A 21,556-nucleotide genomic window follows, 5' to 3' on the forward strand; every position below is an offset into this window, starting at 1 on the left:
AGACCCCTGGAAGACGACCAGGTTGATAGGCTCGGGGTGGAAGCGCAGCAATGCGTGCAGCTGACGAGTACTAATAGGTCGAGGGCTTATCCTAAAAGCATTACCTAAGCTAAGGATTCAACATTCGCATCCAGTTTTGAAGGTGTAACCTTCAATTTAGACCAAAAAAGAGACCAATCAGCACCGAGAAGGTTGAATTGGATCGAAGAAGGAGCGACGGAATGTAGGCAAACCCTACATGAGTAGCGGACTTCGAGAGCCGGTTCAAGATTCGAAGTCGAGTAAGCCTCTTGAGATTCTTCGTGATCATTGGTCGTCTATGCCGGTGTAGCTCAGTTGGTAGAGCAACTGACTTGTAATCAGTAGGTCGTGGGTTCGACTCCTATCGCCGGCACCATTTCTAACAACGAACATCCCGTTTTGAGACTTCATGTCTTGAATCGGGATTTTTTGTTTAATAGATTATTTGATAAGTCGATGATTTGTCGGTTGAAATCGTTCGGTTAGATTGAATTGAATGACAGATGCTGGAGTGATGGTGTTAATGGAGTGTTTGGGATGTAGAATTGCGAACGGAATGGAACCCGATTTGAACATTTTATATGACAATGAGTTTATTACCTGCGTACTCGATATTGCGCCATTTAATGAAGGTCACACCCTTATACTGCCTAAGAAACATTATTTGGATGTAGAAGAAATGGATGACGAGACTGCATATGCAGTAATGGATGCATCGAAGAAACTATCGATAGTATTAAAAAGATTGTTTAAACCGGATGGCATTACCATCTGTCAAAATGGCGGTCGATTTAATGATCTATCCCATTATCACATGCATCTTATACCAAGGTATGAGGGTGATGGATATCATTGGAGTGAACCACTTCATCCGCATGGTGCTGAGCTGCGTTTGAATCAGACGAAAGAGAAAATTGTAAAGGCCCTTCATCTCGTAAATTAATGAGATGCGGCAGTCACATCGGTTGCTGCATGTTCAGGTCATCTATCATAATCCAAACAGCCTGTACATACTTATAGAAGAGATGCATTAACAATTCTCTAATATAAGGTGGTAGGCGGGAATGGCGAAGTCGAATCGTGGTCGGTCCATTTGGAAGATGGAGAGCAGATCCAGAGGGATTTGTCCGGTATGCCATGCAACGAGAGTGAAGCTGTTGTATGCAAAAACTAAATCCGATCGCACACAGATCAAGGTGTGCAAGAAGTGCTCGAACGCGGATGCGAGCAAGATTGATGCGGCAATTCCTACAAGTCAGCTTGCTTATCGTCGGAAGCATCGGAAAACCTTTGATCTTCAATTCAATAGCTCCAAATAAATAACCGAAACCAGTCCGACTGTGACTGGTTTCTTTCTGTTTCCCATCTCCTATATGCTGTATACTAGAGTCAAAGTTAATACAGAATACAAGCTGCTTAAAGGAGTGAACGACTAATGAGGCTCGTAGATCGTGCTGCAACGAAACAAAATGTAATCGCATTCACTTTTGATGATGGACCTGATCCCATCTATACCCCGCAAATTTTGTCGCTGTTCCGTGAAGTTGGTGGACATGCGACATTTTATATGATTGGCAGTCAGGTGGAAGCGAATCCGGATATCGCTCGAATGGTGCTTGCTGAAGGGCATGAGCTGGGCAATCATACATACACGCATCCGAATCTGACAGAGCGAAGCACGGAAGAGATTATTAGCGAGCTGAAGCATACGGATCAGATCATTAAGCAGGAAACAGGTGCTGTCGTTCGCACATTCCGGCCACCGTATCTAGCACATAACGAGGATGTCGATAAGACAATTGCTGAACACTTCGGATACCCGTCGATCGGCGCAATGAATTTGAATTCGAATGATTGGAGCGATCCTGGCGTCGAGCATATCGTTACGGAATCACAGGACCATCTCTGTGCAGGCAATATTATTATTTTCCACGATGGAGGAAGCGACCGCTCACAGACGGTAGAGGCTGTTAGGCAGCTCATTCATATGGCGACGGTACGAGGCTATCAATTGGTTACGGTTAGCGAACTGCTGCAAATGTCGGCATGTGAAGCGTAATGCGATCGTCAATGAATCAGTTTGACCGCCCGGAAAGCTACTCGCATACACCGAAAGGTCCGATTTTTGGCGGTCACTTCAACGAGAAAGACCATTATCAAACGGCAAGGCCTGCAGGGATGAATGATTGGCTGCTGGCCTATACGCTTGGTGGCGAAGGCTACTTCCAAACGCCTGCTGGTGAGAAAAGAGTTGGCGAGGGTACCATAGCCTTGCTTCGAGCAGGCGTTCCGCATACGTACGGAACAATGTCCGGTGAAACTTGGAATTTCATGTGGGTGCATTGCTACCGTATTCCGGAATTCAGCTATTTGCCGCAGGATGAAGTGCTTGTTCATGCTCTCCCAGAAGGGGAGCTTCGCGAGCGTGTGTATCAAGCGTTTCGCAGCATGCTGCACGATTCCAGGGAGCGAAGCAGCTACTGGGAGCAGCTGTGCAGCAACGCGCTTCAGGAGATCATTCTGCTCATTGCAAGACGAACAGATCGTGTGCTCGACCCTCGTATTGAACAGACGCTGCAGCACTTGTCCAGCCATATGAAGGAGCCGCTGCGTATTGAGGAGGTTGCGGCAGCAGTCAGCTTGTCAGCTTCCCGCCTATCGCACTTGTTCAAAGAGCAGACAGGCACAACGATGATTGAGCATCTGAATCGCATGCGGATCGAACAGGCGGCGCTACTGCTTAAACACTCAGGACGCAATGCGACAGAGGCAGCACTTGATGTGGGGTTTAACAACTATAATCATTTTGCGGAGCTGTTCCGACGTCATTATGGTGTGAGTCCTAGCAAATATGAATCTCAATTGTAGAACCGGCCGCTGCAGGTCGGTTTTTTGTTTCAAAAAATGGAAGATTATATTAATATAGATTAATATCATTTCACGGTTCATTCGGACAGGAAGGAGCGTCAATGAAAAGATGGGCAATTGGTTGGTTTCGGTTGTGCTTCGTACATTGTTCCACCCTGCGCCTGCTAGCCAACTGACAGAAGAGGAGCGGAGCTTGTTTGATCGCATTTATGAGGAAGGCTGCGCGAGACCGGATCGAACGATTCAATATGAGCTCAGCACTCCAAAGTACAAGTTCCTCGCTTATTTAGCGCAGACACGTGGCGTTATTTTACACGGATCCAACAATACGGAGATTGAGCAATTCGAGCCTCGCAGACAGACGTTGTTCAACAATCAACTCGTAACTGCCGTATTCGGTACGAAGGATCCCATCTGGTCTATATTCTACGCAGTGTTCCGGCGAGCAGCGCTGATCGGCAACTTCCGTAACGGAGCCGTATCCGCCGGAAGCGGAGGGAAGGCGTTTCATTTCTATTCGCTGACGAAGGCGACGATGCAGAATGATCCATGGACGAACGGCGTGGTCTATATCCTGCAAAATGACCAATTCAAATCATCAGGCGGAGTCGGAGGTGTATACTTCGATGAATGGACGAATGAACAGCCGATCGAGCCGATTGCGAGGCTTCCGGTTGGACCGAACGACTTTCCATTTCTAGATAAGGTGGGTACACATCTCGCTAGTGAGTCAGTCGGTCGAACATGGCTTTTGTACAAAATTCGTTCTTGGAGGTAATCGATGCACCCTGCATTAGAGTCATCTTTGGAGATTCGGCTTCGTCAATGCATAGAATGTCATCCGGGTATCATGCGCGATCTGAGGCTAGTACAGACACTAGGACTTCCTGATTGGTATATTGCTGCTGGTTATATCCGAAGCATCGTATGGGACGAGCTACATGGCTATGAACCTGGTGATCGACACGATGATATCGACGTCATCTATTATGAACCTTCCGATTGCTCCGAGGCGAAGGAGAAGGAGCTGGAAGAGCAATTGAAGCAGAAGACAGGCAATCCGAAGTGGTCGGTCAAAAACCAAGCGCGCATGCATATCCGCAATGGCGATGCGCCGTATGAATCTGCAGCGGATGCGATGAGCTTGTGGCCGGAGACGGCAACTGCCGTCGGTGTTAGACTGGATGAGGCGGACAAACTGCATATTGCTGCTCCATATGGACTTGCGGATTTGTTCAACGTCGTGCTGCGACGAAGCCCACGATTCGAGAATCGCACCTATTATTTGCAGCGTATGCGTGCCAAGCAATGGCACCAGCATTGGCCGAAGCTTCAAGTGATTGAGGATTGATGACCCAAGGAGGTCCAATACGGTGACGGAGCCTATCATACGAACCATACAAGCACATGAATTAGAAGATTTGCTTCTATTATATAAGGATTTGCACAAGCAGGACGATCCGTTGGAGCGGGGCGAACGTCTACAACAGCAGTGGGCCAGAATGCTTGCGAATCCAGGCATGGAGATCTGGGTAATGGAATCAGAGGGATCGCTTGCGGCTTCATGTACGCTCGTTATTGTCGATAATTTGACCCGAGGCGGAAGACCCTATGCGCTAATCGAAAATGTCGTCACACGTGCGGACCAGCGCCGACGCGGCTATGGTCATGCCGTACTCCGGCAAGTAATCGAATCAGCGCGCGAACAGGGGTGCTATAAGGTCATGCTCATGACTAGCTCGAAGAGTGACGAAGTGCATCAATTTTATGAAGGCGCCGGGTTCACCAAGGGTGTGAAGACTGGCTTTATCGTCAAGCTGGACTAGCAACTCGGCTTACATTATCGACTACGTACACAAATTCCTAAGGAGCGAAGAAGACGATGCCTGCATTGGTGGAAAGCAATATTATCGGGGTAATGGTGTATGTGAAACAGTTGAAGGAAGCAAGCGAATGGTATTGCAGCAAGCTCGGTTTTGAGCTTGGCGCGTTTGAAGAGAATGATTTCGCAGAGCTTACGATTGATGGCAGCTACGTCATGCATCTGTTCCGAGATGATCATTGCGTTCCCTATGGCAGAGCCGCGTTTACGTTCAGTACGGACAACATTGCGTATATTCATGGTGTATTGAAACGAAGAGGCGTCAAGGTTGAACCTATCCAGTCTTACGGCGATCAGCAGTCGTTTGGTTTCCGTGATTGCGAAGGCAATGCGCTGATGGTATCTCAATTCTAGTACGATATTGAAATCTTTTATCTCACATTAAGGAAGAGGTTCTTAGAATGCGTTACAATCATATTCTATTCGACTTGGATGGCACACTAACCGATCCAGGTGTCGGCATCACGAAATCGGTTCAATATGCACTGCATAAGTTCGGTATCGAGGAGGAATGCGATGCATTGAAATGGTTTATCGGGCCGCCGCTTCAAGTCTCATTCCGTGAGAGATATGGCTTCGCCGAGGAACAGGTTGAGCAGGCGATTCGTTATTATCGGGAGTACTTTAGCGAGCATGGTATTTTTGAAAATGAACTGTACCCCGCGATGAAAGAGACGCTGGAGACGCTGATCCACGCTGGCTGCAAGCTTCATGTTGCAACGTCTAAACCGACAGTGTTCGCGGAGCGAATACTGATTCATTTCGATATCATGGAATGTTTCCATTCCGTTACTGGCAGCTTCTTGGATGGTGCACGTTCAGATAAATCCGAAATTATTGCCCATGTGCTTCGGGAGCAAGGGATAAGCACAGCGGATGCAATCATGATCGGTGATCGTAAGCATGATCTTATCGGTGCGACGAATAATCAGATCGCATCGATCGGCGTTACTTACGGCTATGGCTCTGTTGAAGAGTTGTCTGCTTGCAATCCTACCGTCATCGTCGATACTGTACAGGCGTTGGAGGCTTGGCTGTTAGAAGCTTCTAGTGGCGAAGTTGTAGGCAAAGGAATTTCTAATCGAGCGTGAATGGTCCGGCTCGCAGAGGAGGAATGCCAGGTGCAGCGTACGATTGCGATCAGTGACATTCATGGATGTGTCAGTGAGCTGAACGAACTATTGATTCGAATGAAGTACACACCAGGCCGAGATAGACTCATTCTGCTTGGTGACTATGTCGATCGGGGACCGAATTCCTGTGGTACAGTCGAGCGAGTGATGGAACTCGTTCGAGAGGGAGCGATTGCGCTTCGAGGTAACCATGATCAGCGGCTTATTGATCTTGCAGTAGACGGCGATGAGCATACGATGCATAAGTTCATGACGCATGGCGGAATGACGACAGCGGCTAGTTATTTGGGCGAAACGATTTTATTATCGGATTGGATCGTTGGCAGCGACGCAAGCCTTCGCAAGCTGCAAAAGCTGCGCGAACGGTTAAATAGCAATTATGCTGACCATGTTGCATTTCTGAAGGAGCTGCCTCTATACGTAGAGGATGAGCGACATCTATTCGTTCATGCAGGTATCCATCCCGATTATAGCCACAATTGGCGGAAGCAGCCAGAGCATGAATTTATGTATGTGAAGGAGCCTTTCTGGCGTAATTCGACGGGACTTCCACAGAAGGTCGTGTTTGGTCATACGAGAACGGTTGAATTGCATGGCAGGTCATCTGTTTGGTTCAGTCATGATAAAATCGGAATCGACGGCGGCTGCGCATACGGTCAGCAATTGAATGGAATAGAGATTACAAGCAGCGGTTATGCGGTATGGAACGTTCCAGCTAATCGGCATAAAAGTTAGAAGATTAAAGCGCTCTCAGAAAACTTTAGCAAAAATTTATCCGTCTCCGCCCACTTGATCGATTAGACTTAAATAACTGGGTATTTATACCTGTTCATTTTTGTTGTTGACACTGTGGATTGGAAGGGCGGATTATCGTCATGAATTATACGGAGCGGTTAATGAATACTGCAAAACAGTATATCGCTTCAAATAAACAACCGAATTGGGTTTTCGCGTATGCAGGCGGTTCTGTCGGCAGAGGAGATGCTGATGTCTACAGTGATTTAAATCTGTATATCGTTGTCGCTTCGGTAGAACCCGTCTCCATTCGGAAGAATGTGCTTTACGAAGACAATACGATTCAATTGAACATTCAATCTTGGGAAGGCAGCAGCATGATGCGGGCTAAACCGTGGGATAACCGTTTCCTCAGCGAAGCGCGCATCGTGTATGATCCGCATGGCGTATTCAAAGCGCTCAAGCCTGCTGTACTCGAATATTTCAATAGTAACGAAGGCCGCAATCGAATGCTTAAGCAGGCGAAGGAAAAGGTGGAGCATTATTTGCAGTGCTTGGACAGCTGCCTTCATACAGATGATCTTGTTGGCGCATCGATCGCTGTTCAGACAGCCTGGCTGACCGCAGCTCATAGTGTTGCCTGGATGAGACATGGCAGCTGTTCGAATGGACGATTGCTCCCGATCATTCAGGAAGAGGAACCAGCGATCTATGATGCTTTCCGAGCTATTTGTATGGACGAGAAAGGTTCGACGATTGATGGTTCACTTATGTCACTAGCTCGGTATCGGCAATACTTGCGTGAGCTGAAAGGTTCGTCTTATATGCTTGAGCCGATTGTGGACATGCAGATCGCTCGTAAGGTAGAGCGAATGGTCGTTCATGGCCGTGAAGTGCATATCCATTGGTTGCTTCGCAAACAAGCGCTAATGTGCTACATAGCAACAGAAGGCGGTTGCTGGCGTTTTGACGAGCATTATCACAATGCGCCGTTAACCGCACAGCATGCGCTGGATCGGCTTGGTATTAGAGCTTACTCGTCCGATCAGCTGTCGGATTTGCTCCGTCAGGTCGAGTGGCTTATCGATCAGGCTAAGCGGGCTGCTGCGCCTGTTGTTCATGAGATAAGTTAGGAGAGTGTAGTAATGGATAATGAAACTGTGGTCAAACGACCCAAAAAATGGACGAGGGAACTTCGTGAATGGTTTACAGCCGTAGCTATTGCGGTCGTCCTCTCACTGCTCATACAGAATTACGCTTTTGCACAGGTGCAAGTATTTAATATCTCGATGCAGAATACATTGGTTGAAGGCCAGCGCCTGTTCGAGGATAAAATATCGTATCATCTTACAACGCCAAAACGTGGAGAGGTTGTTATCATTGATAGCAAGGCGGAGAATCGCAACCTTGTGAAACGTGTCATTGCACTGCCTGGCGAGACGATTGATTTCCGTGACGGCGCGGTTTATATCAATGATGAGAAGCTGGACGAGTCCTATACGAAAGGCCTGACCTACTCGAACAACTTCAAGACGCCATATGTTGTCCCTGATCATTCTGTTTTCGTTCTTGGCGACAATCGGGAGAATAGCGAGGACAGCCGAGTATTCGGCGCTGTCAGCTACTCGGATATTGATGGCCGCATTCTGTTCCGGGTATGGCCGCTGAACAAATTTGGTTCGCTATAATAGATCGAAAAGGAGGGAATGAAATGACGGTTCGCGCAGTATTGTTCGATTTCGACGGATTGACGATCGATACGGAGACGCCTTGGTATGAGGCTTTCGCCAAGCTTTACCGCGAGCACGGACATGAACTGGCACTTGAGCAGTATGCCCGTTGTATCGGAACGACATTCGCTTCCTTTGACCCTTATGAAGAGTTAATCACTCGTGGCGTTGACCGGTCTCGGAGCGAGCTTCAGCAGATGGTGAATGACATCTACAAGTCTAGAATGAATGAAATCACGCTTCGGCCAGGGGTACGAGAATATTTAGATGCTGCTAAGGCAGCAGGAATGCGAATTGCGATTGTATCCAGCTCGCATTGGTCATGGATTGAACCATATTTGCAGCGTTTCGAGCTGCTAAGCTATTTCGATCTCGTTATGACGGCAGATAAGGTTAAGCATGTGAAACCTGACCCTGAGCTGTATTTGAATGCTTTAGCAGAACTGCAACTGGAAACTCATGAAGCTATCGCGTTTGAAGATTCCTTAAACGGCCTTAAAGCAGCCAAGCAGGCGGGTATCCGTTGTGTTGTCGTACCGAATGACGTTACGCGTGCTTTCCCGTTCGAGACAGTGGGCTATGACGGCATGCTGAACTCGATGACAGAGATGTCTCTGACCCAGCTGCTAGAAGCAATCGAAGCTGAGGTGCCAATCGTACAGATACGAAATAATCTAGCTTAAGCGTTAATGAAGATGAAGAGCTATAACGGAACTTACTTCCAGTTTATAGCTCTTTTTTATGCTTCTGCTGCATAATGAGTAGGTGGAAGGGCATCCTGTCGTCGTGGCTCTTTATGCAAAATTGCTGTAAATACGCGTTTTGTCGAAACAATCGTATACCCTTGCCCAAGTAAAACATGATACACTAAGGTCACGGCTACAGTGCGAAGCCGCCGGTGTTCACCATTTCTGAATGCAAGGAGGAGTGCGCCTTGGATAACTGCTCGATCATTTCGAAGCCCGCCATACACTTGGTTGGAATAAGCTATTGCGGACCCTATTCGACGTTTCCGGATGAATCGATCCGCTTGCAGGGCGAATTTCTCGCTAGGAGACATGAACTGAACGGGGCGGAACTATCTTCCGCATTGTACAGTCCTTATTTCGGCAACGAAGTGTTCGCAACCTATTGGGCTTGCTATGAAGTGAATCATATGAAGCATGTACCACCGGGCATGGTGCAGTTTACGATTCCAGAACGCAAGTATGCGATGGTCACTTGCACGAACAAGCGGATCGGAGAGGGCTACGATCAGCTTACGTCGTGGATGACGGAGCATAAGCTCAATAAGCAGGACACCGCTGTGTCACTCGAAATTTTTTACCTCGACGAGCATTTGGAAGAAGTAACGGTAGATTTACTCATCCCGTTAGCCGAAGGTTCGAATAAAGAATAAAGGTCTTGATATCGTTTTATGAATGCAAAATCGTTTTTCACTCACCCGCTCGGCATTGTCGCCGGCTCAGTCGGCGCAACGCTGCTGTGGGGGAGTGCCTACCCAACGCTTAAAAGCAGCTATGAGGAACTCGGTATCGATGGAACGGATTGGTTTGAACAGCTGTTGTTCGCCGGTTATCGTTTCACGCTTGCCGGATTGCTCATTTTTTTGTTTATGCTCTTGACGAGAGAATCTCTTAAGTTCAGACAAGGCTCATCGAAAGCCATCTTGTCACTCGCACTTGTACAGACGGTGCTGCAATATATGTTCTTCTACACGGGCTTATCGCACAGCTCAGGCGTATTTGGCGCTGTTATTTCGGGAACGATTACGTTCTTCTCTATTATCTTCGTCCATTTCGCAGATCCAAACGATCGGATTAACAGCCGCAAGGCAGGTGGACTGCTGCTTGGATTAGCTGGGCTGCTGTTTCTAGCGATTCCTAAGGGCATTGAGCTTGGTTGGCATAAAGCTTTTGGAATTGGAGAGCTTTTGCTTCTAGGTGCTGCATTGTTCGCCGGTTATGGCAATCTGTTATCGAAGCGGGCAGTTTCCCGTTTCTCGGTTACGTATGTGAATGGGTACCAAATGGTACTTGGCGGTCTTGCGCTCATTGTTGTGGGCGGTGTGGTGGAAGGATTCGCACCGTTCCATTGGACGACTACTGCCATTATCCTGCTGTTCTACTCCGCTGTCATTTCGTCAGCGGGTTTCGTTCTGTGGAATTATGTGATGAAATATAACTCAGTTGGCTCTACCGCATCGTTCCTGTTCCTTACACCGGTATTCGGCGTCATTATGTCCGCTATCTTCCTACGGGAAGAGGTGGGCTTTGCCGTTATCGCTTCACTAATGGCAGTTTGCTGCGGCATTGTGCTCGTCAATCGGAAGGGGAAGATGAATAAGGAGCGGCTTGCTGCAGAATCTGCACCAGTACGATAGCATTGAATTAGGGTAGAAGATGCTTGTTTCGAGGGGGATTGTAATATGAATTCGAATCGCGAATCACACGCTTCAATCCAACAGCCAGGAAGTACGGTGCCGATTTGGACAGTTGATGCATTCACGGCAACGCCCTTCAGCGGTAACCCCGCGGCCGTGTGCTTGCTAGACGTCCAGCCGTCAAGAGATTGGATGCAGCGCGTAGCGGCTGAGATGAATTTATCAGAGACAGCGTTTCTTCGTCCATTGGAAGACGGAATGTATGAATTAAGATGGTTTACACCGCAGGCTGAGGTCGACCTCTGTGGTCATGCTACGCTCGCTGCGGCACATATTTTATACGAGACAGGTCGTCTTGGTGAACTAACAGCCGCGCGATTCGAGACGAAGAGCGGCTGTCTTACAGCATATCGGGAAGGCGGAGGCATTCGACTGGACTTTCCATCTGAGCCGGTTAGCCCGATGTCACCGCCTGAAGAGCTAATTGAAGCGCTTGGCTTCATCCCTCGATATGTGGGCAGCAATCGCCTTGATATTATGGTAGAAGCGGATAATGAGGCAACCGTTAGAGGGCTTCAGCCCGATTTGGCGCTGCTTCGAGCCTTGAATACGCGAGGCGTTATTGTGACGAGCCGATCGAATGCGACGGGCAGCTATGATTTTGTATCCCGGGCGTTTTTTCCTGCGATAGGAATCGATGAAGATCCCGTTACCGGTTCTGCACATTGTGCGCTTGCGCCGTATTGGGCGAAGCGATTGCGCAAGGATGAGCTGCGAGCTTACCAGGCTTCGGCACGCGGCGGAAGCATGACTGTAAAGGTACAAGGGGATCGTGTTATGCTCATTGGGCAGGCGATAACCGTACTCTCTGGCCGTTTATTTGCCTAATTCGAAGCCGGGTTCTAGAATCTACTTGTTAAAGCTAGGGGCATGTCGCATTGTAGGGGGCATGCCCCCATGCTATAATAGGCGTATTGCGAACAATGAGGTGCTGTAATGAATTACGAGATTCCAAGAAAAGTACAGGTGCTTGGTGAAGATATTCAATCTCACCAACTGCGTTACCATAAGCGAAGAGTGCTTCTATCCAAAGAATTTACGTTTGATAGCGCACATCATCTTCATAACTACGAGGGTAAGTGCATGAATCTGCACGGGCATACGTATAAAGTCCAGTTGATGATGTCCGGTGTACCTGACGAACGAGGCATCAGCATCGACTTCTCGGATATGAAGCGAATTGCGCAGGCTCGAATTATCGAGCCGCTCGACCATCGATATTTGAACGAAGTACTGCCACCCATGAACACGACTGCTGAGAACATGGTCGTATGGATGTATGAGCAGGTGCATGAGGCGCTCGTTGAAGAAGGGCTGTATCCGAATGTGCGTGTAGAGGAAGTGCGGCTGTGGGAGACGCCTACAAGCTTCGCTGCCATTACGCGTGAATGGATGGAGGCAGCGGACAATGAGTAGTTCCGATATGCATCAGAGCGAGCGCGATCCGCTCGATACAAGACTTCCAATGGTAGAAATATTCGAAACGGTCGAAGGCGAAGGCACGCGTGCCGGGTTTCCGACCGTTTTTGTGCGTTTGTTCGGCTGCAACCTGCGCTGCACCTGGTGCGATACGACCTACAGCTATCCGCCAGCCAAATCGGAGTTTACACTCTCGATTCGTGAAATCGTTGAGCAGGTACGTTCTTATAAGTCGAAGCATATCTGCTTCACGGGCGGGGAGCCACTTCTGTACGGAGATAAGTCAGCTCGACTTCTTCAGGCGCTTGCCGATATTGAAGGCATTGTCGATGTGCACGTAGAGACGAACGGCGCCATTGGACTTGCTCCGTTCCTTGAGAAGGTACAAGCAAGCAATGTACGATATGTGATGGATTATAAGCTGCCGGATTCGGGCGAGAATGAACGTATGGATTCGGACAATTTTGCGCTGCTTCGTTCGCAGGATGAAGTGAAGTTCGTTATTGCAACGGATCGAGATTTCGATTTCGCCGTGGAGACGCTGAAGCGATATCCGACGAAGGCATTGCCGATGTTCAGCCCGGTATGGGAGAGCATGCCGCCGGCAAAGCTGGTGGAACGCATGCTTGAAGCCGGTCTGTCGAACGTTAAGCTGAATATGCAGCTGCACAAAATCATTTGGGACCCAGCGAAGCGCGGGGTTTAAAGAGAGGACGAGAGTCGTCATGAGTGAAACGAAGAAAGCAGTCATTATACTAAGCGGCGGCTTGGACAGCACGACCTGTATGGGTTTTGCTAAGGAAGCAGGATATGAGCTGTATCCTATTACATTCGATTATGGTCAACGCCATCGGATCGAATTGGAGAAGTCGCAGCAGGTTGCTGACTTCTACAGCGTTAGTGATCGGTACAAAGTCATAAAGCTTGATTTCTTGCGGGGGATTGGCGGCAATGCACTGACAGATGACTCGATCGCGGTTCCGACAGCTACTGGCATTGAACAGAAGGATGCGGAAGAAGCGGGCAATGATATCCCTGTCACTTATGTGCCAGGCCGGAACTTCATGTTCTTGGCGATTGCGACGTCGTTCGCCGAAGCCGTTGGCGCGGAAGCAATCTACATTGGTGTAAATGCACTTGATTACAGCGGTTACCCAGACTGTCGTCCTGACTTCATTGCAAAGGTACAAGAAGCAATGGCACTCGCGACGAAGGTCGGCGTTGAAGGCAAGCCGATTACAATTGAAACGCCGCTTATCTCGCTGAGCAAGGCGGATATCGTACGTGAAGGCATGCGGATGGGTGTACCGTATGAGCTGACGACGAGCTGCTACAACGGAAAAGAGGAAGCGTGTGGCGAATGCGATAGCTGCATGCTTCGCCTGAAGGGTTTCAAGGAAGCGGGTCATAAGGACCCGATCCCTTATGCGATTTAATGGAATCGATGTAACAAAAAATGGCTGCTCACGACGCATTGGATGCGTTTCGTGGGCAGCCATTTTTGATTAAAAAGAAATGAGAAGTTCATTACTGAATCACTCTTCTCCAGAAGCTTTACTGCGTCTTGATTTCGAGCGATTAGACTTGGCTACGACGGACACTTTGTTCTTGCCTGTCGTCTTGGAGATGTACATCGCTTCGTCGGCTTCCTTAACGATGTCTAGTACGGATTGACCTGGGCTCGAAGTACTGACTCCGATACTGATCGTAACGCCCGTCTCCGTCTCTACCCGTCGACGAATGGTTTCTGCTACGTCCGCAGCTTTAACCTTCACATTACCGCGAACTGCAGCCAGCAGCTCTTCACCGCCATAACGGCCAGCTGTACCGATTCCGTTCGACTCTTCCTTAATAATATCTGCGACCTTCTTCAAGATGACATCAGCCGCATGGTGACCCTGTGTATCGTTCAATTTCTTGAAATTATCGATATCGCAGAAAATGATCGAAATAACACCTTGTTCACGCAGCCATTTGTCACAACGCGTAATGAAATGTTTACGATTGTACAGGGAGGTCAAGCCATCGGTAATCGATGATTGATGAATGTCGAGCATGCGTTCAATGACCCATTCGAACAACATAAGGAACAGCAGCGTAAAATAGATTAATGGTACGAAATTGATCAGCACGACGATAAAAGGCTTCTCGCCATGGAACACATAGCCATCAGCTACACTTGCTAATTGATAAAAGAAGTATGTACCAAGACTGAGCACGAACTTACGATTCAATGCGATGCCGCGCGTGTCGACAAGAATTAGAAAGTTAATAATGAGCGAGTAAAAATCGAGTGTGAGCACTTGCATGCTCGTTCCTCTAACGGGATGCTCCAGCAAGCTGCAGTCGAAATATAATTGAATGCCAGCCAGTATGAATGGCGCAACCAGCATCGAGATGAATGCCCATCCGACCAATCTTCCCGAAGGGCGGGTATATAATTTAATGAAAACAAAGTTTATAATGATGAATGAAACAATCTGCAGAATGGAAGCAGTTAAGTAAGGCCAAGGTGATGCATTGGATTCTGGTGAAGCCACGTACATCCGGATGATATATTGGATGCATACGAGCAGCAGACCTGCGATGAGCCAGCCATACACCTTGTATTTGCGATAGCTCTGATGAAGCTTTGCCGACATGAACAGCATGAGTATAACGATTACGATGACGCAAGCTGAAGAGAGAATCATACCGGTTGAACCGGTTAGCCAATTGACAATCGCCATGTGTACGATACCACCAGTTTCATAGAGTTACATATTGTTTACCACATAAGAATTCATACATTCCCGAGCCGACCGGGGAAAATAAATTCTTATTGGCTATAAATTCTACCTTCAAGCGCGGCCGTTCATTCTCGAATGACTGGACTTAAGGTTTATTTACAGAAACATATGTTCTAGTATATCATGTTTAAGGCATACCGCCTAGAGACGAAAGTCAGATGATGTCGAAGGTCCGTAGGCAGCTTATGTTTCTAGTTTTATGAGGTTAGGGGGCAGTTGCCTTGAATATTTTACAAGCCTTATTCTTTCCACCGGAGCAGCCCGGCGGTGTTTCCTCGATGGTTCCTTACATCCAAGAGCGGTTCAATCGCGCTGGATGGTCGATGGAATTGTTCTCGCTGCCGAAGCGAGTTCGTAACAAAGGTCAGGAAGAAGTTTATTTCGAAACCTTTGATGCTGCAGAGTTTGTTGGTAATCCGATTGTCGACAAATATTTGCAAACGTATCGGGATTACGTCTGGTGGACGCGGATGCGTATCAAACGTTCTTACGATATGATTCACGCGCATCATCCTATTGCAGCACTGGTCATGAAACAGCTCTTCCCGGATACGCCCATCGTCATGACGATCCACTCCAGCTTTGAACGAGAGCTTATACTGAACGGCCGTATTCAAGAGGGCAGTGTCGAACACCGATTCTTGACTTCGCTCTATCGCGAGCTGGAGCTAAAGGTGGATCAGTTGCTAACGGTTTCGGAATCATTCCGTCAATATATGACACCGTATCTGGATCACCCTGACAATGTTATCGTCATTCCGAATGGATTTGATGAGAAGAGATTCCGCCCAATCGCCCATGATAATCAAGTGACGCAGTTTATCACGGTGTGCCGCCTCGTACCTGCAAAAGGGTTAGACATTCTGCTTCGTGCATGTGCGAAGCTGAAGCAGCAAGGGCATCCGTTCGTGCTTCATATTATCGGGGATGGGCCGATTCGAGCGGAGCTGGAGCAGCTTGCAGTCGAGCTGGACTTATACGATGAAATTATTTTTTATGGCTATATGCTTCATCCAGAAGAATTCATGCCATTCTTTGATGTGTTCGTCCTGCCGTCCCGAGCGGAGTCGTTCGGTTCCGTATTCGCAGAAGCTGCGCTTTGCCTGCTTGCGTTAGTTGGTACGAACGTTGGCGGAATTGGCGAGCAGATCGAGAATGAGGTGAACGGTCTGCTCGTACCGCCGGAAGATGTAGATGCTCTTGCTGAGGCGATGGAGAAGACGATTGTCGATCCAAGCTATCGTTACAATCTTGCGCGTGCCGCATGGGATAAGGCGAAGCGTGTTTACTCACTGACTCGCGTGGTGTCGCAGCTGAAAGAGGTTTATGTGAGCCTGTCTCCGCATCCGCTGGAGGATGAGGACCAATAGGGGGGAGCTCTACCCACCTTTAATCCTCGGGGTATCTACCTACCTAAATCCTCCCTGTTAGGGAAGACAGAAAGATACAAACAACGGGTGAGCAGATTGGCTATCTGCTCACCCGTTGTTTGTTTATTTATGTTTGCGATCCCGCGGCTGTATTTGTACGCTGCGATGCCGAATAATAAGGACGAGCCAGCCGAGGCTGATCATACCGAATATCGGATACAGGGTGGAGAGCAGCGGACCGAAACCGATCTGACCGGCTAGATAGCAGAAGATGAGTATGACGATCGTAATGATGGAGACGGGCCATTTTACCCGCTGGCGAATTTGCAAGGTTAGACCGTATATGTCGGCGATAAGCGTAGTGAAAATTTCGGCGAAAATGAGGAATATATAAATCCATTGCGCCGTATGACCAAGCTGTCTTGCGATGCCGCCCATTGGGATGGCGAACTGCTGTATTCCTGGCATATGAAGCGAAAGCGCGATGTGACCCGCGAGCAGCATGAAGCCAATGCCGATGCCGCCAACCAAAGCGCCGGCTTTTAGCGCGCGGCGGTCTTGAATGGATGCACCTAGAGGAACAAGAACGGCTTGGGACATCGACAGATTGAACGCGGCGTATAACAGTGGGGCACTCCATGCAGCGAAGAGCGGATGATCGGTTTGTAACGTGAGCCAACGGTCTGACTCTGGCGTCGTGAATGTATTGTACATGACGATGCCTGTGAACAGCAGCATCATGGGCACGACCACGCTGTTGACGGCTAATATCGCGTTCATCCCTTTGCGGAGCAGGAAGAAGCATCCGACGATCGTAATGAGGAGTCCAGACTGATAGGAGAAATTCCAATTTTCCTCGAAAATCGATCCAGCGCCAGCGAGCATGACAGCCGTTACACCGAGCAAAATAATCATCATAAACATGCTGATCCAGCTGCCAAGTCGCTCGCCAAATAATGTTTTGTTCAAGTCCTCATAGGATGCAGCTTGTATATCGGAGCTAATCAGCATCATTTTGGCGCCGAGCCAGATGAATAGAAAGGTCGCAAGTGTTATCGTGATGGAGCCCCAATAGCCGAATCGGGTAAAAAACTGTAGGATTTCTTGTCCAGTTGCAAAGCCTGCGCCAACAACGGTTCCCATATAAGTGAACGCCACTTGCAGCACGATGTTGATCCGTTTCCACATTTGATCCGTCCTCCGTTTCCGATCCCCTCTATGACAAGGTATGACGACGGACGGACAGGCATGACAGGTTGTTGTAATCGGCTATTGAGTCCGCTTGCTGAATCAGGCCTCTGTGAATAATTTTATGGACAAAATCTCATGACTGTCAGGATCGAGGTCCAACTTGAGCAGTGAATTCGTCGTTTTGTAGGTGAGTAGATAGGAGGATTGCGAGTCAGGTTTTCCGATTGCTTTCACAGCTGCATCCTCTGAATCGCCAACTCTTACTCCGCTAAGACCTGTAACAACATCAGCACCATAAACTTCTATGAATAAGACACCTTGATTCCCGCTGCCGAACCCGATACTTAGTCCTTCATATTCGAAAATATCAATCGATCCAGCATCGCCATCTTGCGCGTAGCTGTCGTCAGGCTCGCCAAGCTTCTTCTTCACGTCGGATGTCAGAAGGCCAAGCGCAATGCCGGCAAGGGTTGGCTTCGCCTTATCTAATGTGGACTCCGGCAGCTTAGGCTTAGGCTTCGCAGCACCTGTAGCTTCCAGTGTCCCGTTGTCAGCCGTGCCGCCGTTCCAATTGGCATTCTCGTTTACGGTCATATTCGGACCGCCATTGTTCGTATTGATCTGTCCGGCTGCCAAAGGGTCGTTGCCAACTACCTGTTCGTCCTCTGGGCTGCTGCCGGATGTAAGCGAACAACCAGCCAGTGTTATCGTTAAAGTCATCGTCAGTGCTGATTTCTTCCATACGTGTTTCATTGTTAACGCCTCCGTTCGTCCCATGTATCTCTATCCTATCAGAGATTGGAAATAGGTGTATATAGATATAACGTGAAATTGTGAGGAAAGGTTACGGGCAGTTCATGGAATGATGACTAGAACGGTTGCGCCGGATAATCGTTATATGGTAAGTTATCGGAAAGGGTTTTTCGGAAAGGAGCTTGACTATGGAAAAATTAAAACAACGCATATTGGAGGACGCTTCGGTTAGATCAACGGACGTACTGAACCTTGATACGATATTGAACCATCAAGTCGATCCTGTTCTGACGATGGACATGGGACGGGAATTTGCACGGCTATATGCAGAATCGAACATCACGAAGGTCATCACCGTGGAGTCGTCGGGTATTCCGGTCGCTTTCGCAACGGCTCATGTGCTTGGCGTACCGCTCGTATTCGCAAGACGGAAGAAGACACTGATCAATGATCCAGACGCTTATGTTGAGCGTGTACCGTCGTTTACGAAGGGGATCGTAACCGACCTGCTCGTCGCGCGCACCATGCTGAGCGAAACGGATAATGTATTGTTCATTGATGATATTATTGCCAACGGTGATGCAGCACGTGGACTGGTCAAAATTATTGAACGTTCCGGCGCGAAGCTTGCTGGCATCGGTATCGTGGTAGAAAAGTCGTTCCAAGCAGGCGCAAAAGCGCTGCGGGAGCAAGGCTACCGCGTGGAGTCGCTCGTACGCATTTCCTCGCTGTCGAACGGATCGATCTCGTTCGAATAGTCGATTGTTCGGCCCAATACTTCTGGGAACTTGTGCTGTACTCTTTTCTGCCTGATGGATATCGCTTATAATTAATTTGTAAGAGTACGAGAGGGGGCACTAGACGATGGAGATTATGACGAACGACTTTATGAGCCAGAAGCTTGTAGCTGCTAAGACGCATTTCGAGCGGGCGCTCGATTGCAAGCACACGGAATTCGATGATCTGTATCCATATATGATTGAGCACCCGCAATTTTTCTGGTATAAACGCTATGTGGCGTGGTCGGAGCTGCTGACGATTGTTAAACTCGCTGAAGAGCTTGGCATGGAGTGGCGGGATCAATTCCTCGATCACCAGAAGGATTATATTGCGAAGCGAGTCATGTCCTCTCGTGTACTGGACGAATGGTATGAGACGAATGATTCCAAGGAGCATGTCGATAATATCGGATAATGGAGATCATCGATCTCGCAAGGAGCGAAGAACGTCATGATAACGGAAGAGCAGCTGGATGCGTTCCGTCAATCCGGCGAGCCGGTCCGAATCGTTCGTGACGGCTTGGCCGCGAATGATGTATACGGCATTATTGTTGCATGGGACGATTCAAGCCTAGTGCTGCGTAAGATCAACAAGCGCGTCGTCAAGCTGAGCCGAGACTACACGCTCGAGCGTGCAGCAGACGATCGCAGCGTACCAGACATCCTGCAGGGCGAAGAAGAATCGAAATAATGATCGAATGAAGGTTGAGCAGCCTGTGCTGCTCAACCTTTTTTGTATATAAATCGGCTGGTAACAGACTCAGTATGAAGATTAAGAGCAGTGGATGCATACTTATTTCTTCAAATCACGTCCTCATCGACGAATAAGTATGGCAAAAGCACACCTAATGTACCATTCGGAACGAAAAACAGCCCCCAGTGGAAATTAAGTGAGGTTTAGCATTACTCTCGAACGAAAGCTATGCCCCATAGGGGCACGCGACTCTCAATTCGCAGTAGCTTATCCGCAACTACGTCTCGCCATCGACCCCTTCCGGGGTTCAGGGGTAAAGGTTTCCGTAAGGAAGCCACATCGGAAGCATACGCTTAGTCCCAGGGGGCCCTCCCTTGCAGGGAGGGTTTGGGTGGGTAGAAATCTTTAAAACCTGGGGTCAAAGGGGCGTAGCCCCTAACCTCAGTGTTCCACCGTAAAGCTATCAACCTGTTCTCCATCAGACGTATACGCAGTATAGGTCAGGCTGTCGCCTTCAACCGTAATCGCCGCAAACATCTGCTTATTATTCTGAAAATGTACCGCATGGTAGAACTGATCTTCTTTTTTCTCATTAAACTTCGGCCCAGCCGTGTTTGTTACGACGTAGACTGTTCCAGAATGGTTGGTGACCGCTTGATCCGCTGAGCCAGTCACTTTGCCATCACGAAGCGGGAAGGAGCGGGAATATTCATGATTATGCCCCTGCAGTACAAGATCGACCTTGTAACGGTCAATGACCTCAGCCCAGTCCTTGATCTTCTTGTAAGTACTTCCCCCATATAGCGGTCGATGAATCGCAACGATCAGCCATGGCTGTTTCGTCGCAGCTAAATCTGCATCCAGCCACTTCGTTTGCGCACTGATCTCTTCCTCTGTATTTAATACCGCAACATGTACGGTTCCGTAATCAAAGGAATAGTTGCCCGACACGCCATTTGCCCCATTGTCAGGCAGATCGAAACGAGCCGTAAGTGGCGTGGAGCCTTCTTTCTTTAACACATCATTATTGCCGACCACAGGCATGAGCGGTATGCTCGCTGCCCAAGGCATCGCTTGCTCGAATAGATAACGCCAACCATCCGCATCATCCGCATTCTCTGTGAAATCGCCATTATGAATGACGAATCGTGAATCGGGATACAGCTCGAACGCTTTGTTCAATGTATCGCCCCATAGCTTGAAATCTTGCTCTGTCACGCCTTGCGAGTCGGCTAGATTCAAGAAAGTGAAGGAACTCGATTGGTTCTCGCTGCTGTTTTCTGTTTCATCTGCGGCTGCTGTCGTGAACGTCATTGGAGCACTCCAGCCTTTCGCATCACCACTGCCAACGCGATACGTATAGGTTGTATCGGGCGTTAAGCCCACTGCTTCGGCCTTATGGGTACCGAGCTTATCGTCTCCGATATTAAGTAGCTCTGTGCGGCCTTGAAAGGATATGACGTCATTCGTATCTAATTTGGCAGCATCTGTACCGGGAACAAGCTGCAGGACCGATGCGGCTTCAGGATCATCGGTAGTCCAAGCGAAGCTGCGAGCTTCTGATGCATCTCCATTGAATGTCGTAACTATAGAGTAGGGAAGTGATGCGTGCGTTGAACGATTGTGCTGAGAAACGAACAGGATGACAAGGAGCAGGACGATAACGACGGCTATTGTAATGGTTTGAAGCAGCATTCTCAACGCTTAAGCCTCCTATCGAATAAGTGTTGAAGCTTACTATCGCATGTT

At 48.5% G+C, this 21,556-nt stretch carries 27 protein-coding genes, 1 tRNA gene and 1 rRNA gene; 25 read left to right on the top strand and 4 right to left on the bottom strand.

The window, feature by feature from the left end:
- The 21 genes from DFQ01_RS28110 to queC all read left to right on the top strand — a co-directional run.
- A 23S ribosomal RNA gene (locus DFQ01_RS28110) occupies nt 1-94 on the top strand; the annotation flags it as partial.
- A gap of 227 nt (nt 95-321) precedes the next feature.
- Nucleotides 322-397 (top strand) — tRNA-Thr (locus tag DFQ01_RS28115).
- 147 nt (nt 398-544) lie between these two features.
- Nucleotides 545-964, top strand: coding sequence for an HIT family protein (locus tag DFQ01_RS28120; protein WP_110047258.1), 420 nt, complete (start codon nt 545-547; stop codon nt 962-964).
- A 121-nt stretch (nt 965-1,085) separates the two neighbouring features.
- The gene (locus tag DFQ01_RS28125; RefSeq protein WP_110047259.1) at nt 1,086-1,340 is read left to right on the top strand and encodes a hypothetical protein; all 255 of its coding nucleotides are present in this window, start codon (nt 1,086-1,088) and stop codon (nt 1,338-1,340) included.
- 116 nt (nt 1,341-1,456) lie between these two features.
- A complete protein-coding gene (locus DFQ01_RS28130) occupies nt 1,457-2,080 on the top strand; it encodes a polysaccharide deacetylase family protein (protein ID WP_110047260.1) in 624 nt (207 codons plus the stop codon).
- Nucleotides 2,080-2,889, top strand: coding sequence for a helix-turn-helix domain-containing protein (locus tag DFQ01_RS28135; protein WP_245946913.1), 810 nt, complete (start codon nt 2,080-2,082; stop codon nt 2,887-2,889). The genes DFQ01_RS28130 and DFQ01_RS28135 overlap by 1 nt, the downstream gene beginning before the upstream one ends.
- 109 nt (nt 2,890-2,998) lie before the next feature.
- Nucleotides 2,999-3,667, top strand: a complete 669-nt coding sequence (locus DFQ01_RS28140) for a hypothetical protein (RefSeq protein ID WP_110047261.1) — start codon at nt 2,999-3,001, stop codon at nt 3,665-3,667.
- 3 nt (nt 3,668-3,670) lie between these two features.
- Nucleotides 3,671-4,240 (top strand): nucleotidyltransferase family protein, encoded by a 570-nt coding sequence (locus tag DFQ01_RS28145; RefSeq protein ID WP_110047262.1) that lies wholly within the window; start codon nt 3,671-3,673, stop codon nt 4,238-4,240.
- A gap of 22 nt (nt 4,241-4,262) precedes the next feature.
- A complete protein-coding gene (locus DFQ01_RS28150) occupies nt 4,263-4,715 on the top strand; it encodes a GNAT family N-acetyltransferase (RefSeq protein ID WP_110047263.1) in 453 nt (150 codons plus the stop codon).
- A 56-nt stretch (nt 4,716-4,771) separates the two neighbouring features.
- The gene (locus DFQ01_RS28155; RefSeq protein ID WP_110047264.1) at nt 4,772-5,125 is read left to right on the top strand and encodes a VOC family protein; all 354 of its coding nucleotides are present in this window, start codon (nt 4,772-4,774) and stop codon (nt 5,123-5,125) included.
- A 47-nt stretch (nt 5,126-5,172) separates the two neighbouring features.
- Nucleotides 5,173-5,862 carry an HAD family hydrolase gene (locus DFQ01_RS28160; RefSeq protein WP_110047265.1) on the top strand — a complete coding sequence of 230 codons (690 nt, stop codon included), beginning with the start codon at nt 5,173-5,175 and terminating at the stop codon, nt 5,860-5,862.
- 30 nt (nt 5,863-5,892) lie between these two features.
- Nucleotides 5,893-6,639, top strand: a complete 747-nt coding sequence (locus tag DFQ01_RS28165) for a metallophosphoesterase family protein (RefSeq protein WP_110047266.1) — start codon at nt 5,893-5,895, stop codon at nt 6,637-6,639.
- A 161-nt stretch (nt 6,640-6,800) separates the two neighbouring features.
- Entirely contained in the window at nt 6,801-7,772 is a 972-nt protein-coding gene (locus DFQ01_RS28170; RefSeq protein WP_146216936.1) for a hypothetical protein, read from the top strand.
- 12 nt (nt 7,773-7,784) lie between these two features.
- Nucleotides 7,785-8,327: a signal peptidase I gene (gene lepB, locus DFQ01_RS28175; protein WP_110047268.1), complete on the top strand. Its 543-nt coding sequence runs from the start codon at nt 7,785-7,787 to the stop codon at nt 8,325-8,327.
- Between the two features lie 23 nt (nt 8,328-8,350).
- Nucleotides 8,351-9,052 (top strand): HAD family hydrolase, encoded by a 702-nt coding sequence (locus tag DFQ01_RS28180; protein ID WP_110047269.1) that lies wholly within the window; start codon nt 8,351-8,353, stop codon nt 9,050-9,052.
- Between the two features lie 251 nt (nt 9,053-9,303).
- Nucleotides 9,304-9,768 carry a GyrI-like domain-containing protein gene (locus DFQ01_RS28185; protein ID WP_110047270.1) on the top strand — a complete coding sequence of 155 codons (465 nt, stop codon included), beginning with the start codon at nt 9,304-9,306 and terminating at the stop codon, nt 9,766-9,768.
- Between the two features lie 18 nt (nt 9,769-9,786).
- Nucleotides 9,787-10,752 carry a DMT family transporter gene (locus DFQ01_RS28190; RefSeq protein ID WP_110047271.1) on the top strand — a complete coding sequence of 322 codons (966 nt, stop codon included), beginning with the start codon at nt 9,787-9,789 and terminating at the stop codon, nt 10,750-10,752.
- 45 nt (nt 10,753-10,797) lie between these two features.
- Nucleotides 10,798-11,640 (top strand): PhzF family phenazine biosynthesis protein, encoded by an 843-nt coding sequence (locus DFQ01_RS28195; RefSeq protein ID WP_110047272.1) that lies wholly within the window; start codon nt 10,798-10,800, stop codon nt 11,638-11,640.
- Nucleotides 11,641-11,748: 108 nt separating this feature from the next.
- On the top strand, nt 11,749-12,228 hold the full coding sequence (gene queD, locus DFQ01_RS28200; protein WP_110047273.1) for a 6-carboxytetrahydropterin synthase QueD: 480 nt from the start codon (nt 11,749-11,751) through the stop codon (nt 12,226-12,228).
- Nucleotides 12,221-12,937, top strand: a complete 717-nt coding sequence (locus DFQ01_RS28205; protein WP_110047274.1) for a 7-carboxy-7-deazaguanine synthase QueE — start codon at nt 12,221-12,223, stop codon at nt 12,935-12,937. Before queD ends, DFQ01_RS28205 begins: the two co-directional genes overlap by 8 nt.
- A gap of 19 nt (nt 12,938-12,956) precedes the next feature.
- Nucleotides 12,957-13,667, top strand: coding sequence for a 7-cyano-7-deazaguanine synthase QueC (gene queC, locus DFQ01_RS28210; protein WP_110047275.1), 711 nt, complete (start codon nt 12,957-12,959; stop codon nt 13,665-13,667).
- A 99-nt stretch (nt 13,668-13,766) separates the two neighbouring features.
- Here queC and DFQ01_RS28215 read toward each other — a convergent pair whose 3' ends face one another.
- Nucleotides 13,767-14,960, bottom strand: coding sequence for a GGDEF domain-containing protein (locus DFQ01_RS28215; RefSeq protein ID WP_110047276.1), 1,194 nt, complete (start codon nt 14,958-14,960; stop codon nt 13,767-13,769).
- 281 nt (nt 14,961-15,241) lie between these two features.
- On the opposite strand from DFQ01_RS28215, the gene DFQ01_RS28220 reads away from it, so the two are divergent.
- Entirely contained in the window at nt 15,242-16,390 is a 1,149-nt protein-coding gene (locus DFQ01_RS28220; protein ID WP_110047277.1) for a glycosyltransferase family 4 protein, read from the top strand.
- Nucleotides 16,391-16,513: 123 nt separating this feature from the next.
- Here the strand turns inward: DFQ01_RS28220 and DFQ01_RS28225 are convergent, their stop codons facing one another.
- Together DFQ01_RS28225 and DFQ01_RS28230 are read right to left on the bottom strand one after the other, a co-directional pair.
- Nucleotides 16,514-17,578 carry a YkvI family membrane protein gene (locus tag DFQ01_RS28225; protein WP_110047278.1) on the bottom strand — a complete coding sequence of 355 codons (1,065 nt, stop codon included), beginning with the start codon at nt 17,576-17,578 and terminating at the stop codon, nt 16,514-16,516.
- A 102-nt stretch (nt 17,579-17,680) separates the two neighbouring features.
- A complete protein-coding gene (locus DFQ01_RS28230) occupies nt 17,681-18,334 on the bottom strand; it encodes a hypothetical protein (protein ID WP_110047279.1) in 654 nt (217 codons plus the stop codon).
- A 188-nt stretch (nt 18,335-18,522) separates the two neighbouring features.
- Here DFQ01_RS28230 and DFQ01_RS28235 point away from each other — a divergent pair, with 188 nt between their 5' ends.
- The 3 genes from DFQ01_RS28235 (at nt 18,523) to DFQ01_RS28245 (ending at nt 19,804) form a co-directional block, all read left to right on the top strand.
- Nucleotides 18,523-19,092 carry a xanthine phosphoribosyltransferase gene (locus tag DFQ01_RS28235; RefSeq protein WP_110047280.1) on the top strand — a complete coding sequence of 190 codons (570 nt, stop codon included), beginning with the start codon at nt 18,523-18,525 and terminating at the stop codon, nt 19,090-19,092.
- A 106-nt stretch (nt 19,093-19,198) separates the two neighbouring features.
- A complete protein-coding gene (locus DFQ01_RS28240) occupies nt 19,199-19,528 on the top strand; it encodes a hypothetical protein (protein ID WP_110047281.1) in 330 nt (109 codons plus the stop codon).
- 36 nt (nt 19,529-19,564) lie between these two features.
- Complete coding sequence (locus DFQ01_RS28245) at nt 19,565-19,804, top strand: hypothetical protein (protein ID WP_110047282.1); 240 nt, start codon at nt 19,565-19,567, stop codon at nt 19,802-19,804.
- 444 nt (nt 19,805-20,248) lie between these two features.
- Here DFQ01_RS28245 and DFQ01_RS28250 read toward each other — a convergent pair whose 3' ends face one another.
- Complete coding sequence (locus DFQ01_RS28250; RefSeq protein ID WP_110047283.1) at nt 20,249-21,502, bottom strand: purple acid phosphatase family protein; 1,254 nt, start codon at nt 21,500-21,502, stop codon at nt 20,249-20,251.
- Nucleotides 21,503-21,556: the final 54 nt, after the last annotated feature.

The organism is Paenibacillus cellulosilyticus (assembly GCF_003182255.1).
Classification (GTDB): domain Bacteria; phylum Bacillota; class Bacilli; order Paenibacillales; family Paenibacillaceae; genus Paenibacillus_T; species Paenibacillus_T cellulosilyticus.

Bases quoted from the DNA above. Each gene is read 5' to 3' on its own strand.
- DFQ01_RS28205 (WP_110047274.1), top strand. From the start codon at position 12,221: ATGAGTAGTTCCGATATGCATCAGAGCGAGCGCGATCCGCTCGATACA.
- lepB (WP_110047268.1), top strand. From the start codon at position 7,785: ATGGATAATGAAACTGTGGTCAAACGACCCAAAAAATGGACGAGGGAA.
- DFQ01_RS28160 (WP_110047265.1), top strand. From the start codon at position 5,173: ATGCGTTACAATCATATTCTATTCGACTTGGATGGCACACTAACCGAT.
- queC (WP_110047275.1), top strand. From the start codon at position 12,957: ATGAGTGAAACGAAGAAAGCAGTCATTATACTAAGCGGCGGCTTGGAC.
- DFQ01_RS28250 (WP_110047283.1), bottom strand. From the start codon at position 21,502: ATGCTGCTTCAAACCATTACAATAGCCGTCGTTATCGTCCTGCTCCTT.
- DFQ01_RS28195 (WP_110047272.1), top strand. From the start codon at position 10,798: ATGAATTCGAATCGCGAATCACACGCTTCAATCCAACAGCCAGGAAGT.
- DFQ01_RS28235 (WP_110047280.1), top strand. From the start codon at position 18,523: ATGGAAAAATTAAAACAACGCATATTGGAGGACGCTTCGGTTAGATCA.
- DFQ01_RS28120 (WP_110047258.1), top strand. From the start codon at position 545: ATGGAGTGTTTGGGATGTAGAATTGCGAACGGAATGGAACCCGATTTG.
- DFQ01_RS28215 (WP_110047276.1), bottom strand. From the start codon at position 14,960: ATGGCGATTGTCAATTGGCTAACCGGTTCAACCGGTATGATTCTCTCT.
- DFQ01_RS28140 (WP_110047261.1), top strand. From the start codon at position 2,999: ATGGGCAATTGGTTGGTTTCGGTTGTGCTTCGTACATTGTTCCACCCT.
- DFQ01_RS28135 (WP_245946913.1), top strand. From the start codon at position 2,080: ATGCGATCGTCAATGAATCAGTTTGACCGCCCGGAAAGCTACTCGCAT.
- DFQ01_RS28170 (WP_146216936.1), top strand. From the start codon at position 6,801: ATGAATACTGCAAAACAGTATATCGCTTCAAATAAACAACCGAATTGG.
- DFQ01_RS28240 (WP_110047281.1), top strand. From the start codon at position 19,199: ATGGAGATTATGACGAACGACTTTATGAGCCAGAAGCTTGTAGCTGCT.
- DFQ01_RS28245 (WP_110047282.1), top strand. From the start codon at position 19,565: ATGATAACGGAAGAGCAGCTGGATGCGTTCCGTCAATCCGGCGAGCCG.
- DFQ01_RS28125 (WP_110047259.1), top strand. From the start codon at position 1,086: ATGGCGAAGTCGAATCGTGGTCGGTCCATTTGGAAGATGGAGAGCAGA.
- DFQ01_RS28230 (WP_110047279.1), bottom strand. From the start codon at position 18,334: ATGAAACACGTATGGAAGAAATCAGCACTGACGATGACTTTAACGATA.
- queD (WP_110047273.1), top strand. From the start codon at position 11,749: ATGAATTACGAGATTCCAAGAAAAGTACAGGTGCTTGGTGAAGATATT.
- DFQ01_RS28130 (WP_110047260.1), top strand. From the start codon at position 1,457: ATGAGGCTCGTAGATCGTGCTGCAACGAAACAAAATGTAATCGCATTC.
- DFQ01_RS28225 (WP_110047278.1), bottom strand. From the start codon at position 17,578: ATGTGGAAACGGATCAACATCGTGCTGCAAGTGGCGTTCACTTATATG.
- DFQ01_RS28190 (WP_110047271.1), top strand. From the start codon at position 9,787: ATGAATGCAAAATCGTTTTTCACTCACCCGCTCGGCATTGTCGCCGGC.
- DFQ01_RS28145 (WP_110047262.1), top strand. From the start codon at position 3,671: ATGCACCCTGCATTAGAGTCATCTTTGGAGATTCGGCTTCGTCAATGC.
- DFQ01_RS28155 (WP_110047264.1), top strand. From the start codon at position 4,772: ATGCCTGCATTGGTGGAAAGCAATATTATCGGGGTAATGGTGTATGTG.
- DFQ01_RS28180 (WP_110047269.1), top strand. From the start codon at position 8,351: ATGACGGTTCGCGCAGTATTGTTCGATTTCGACGGATTGACGATCGAT.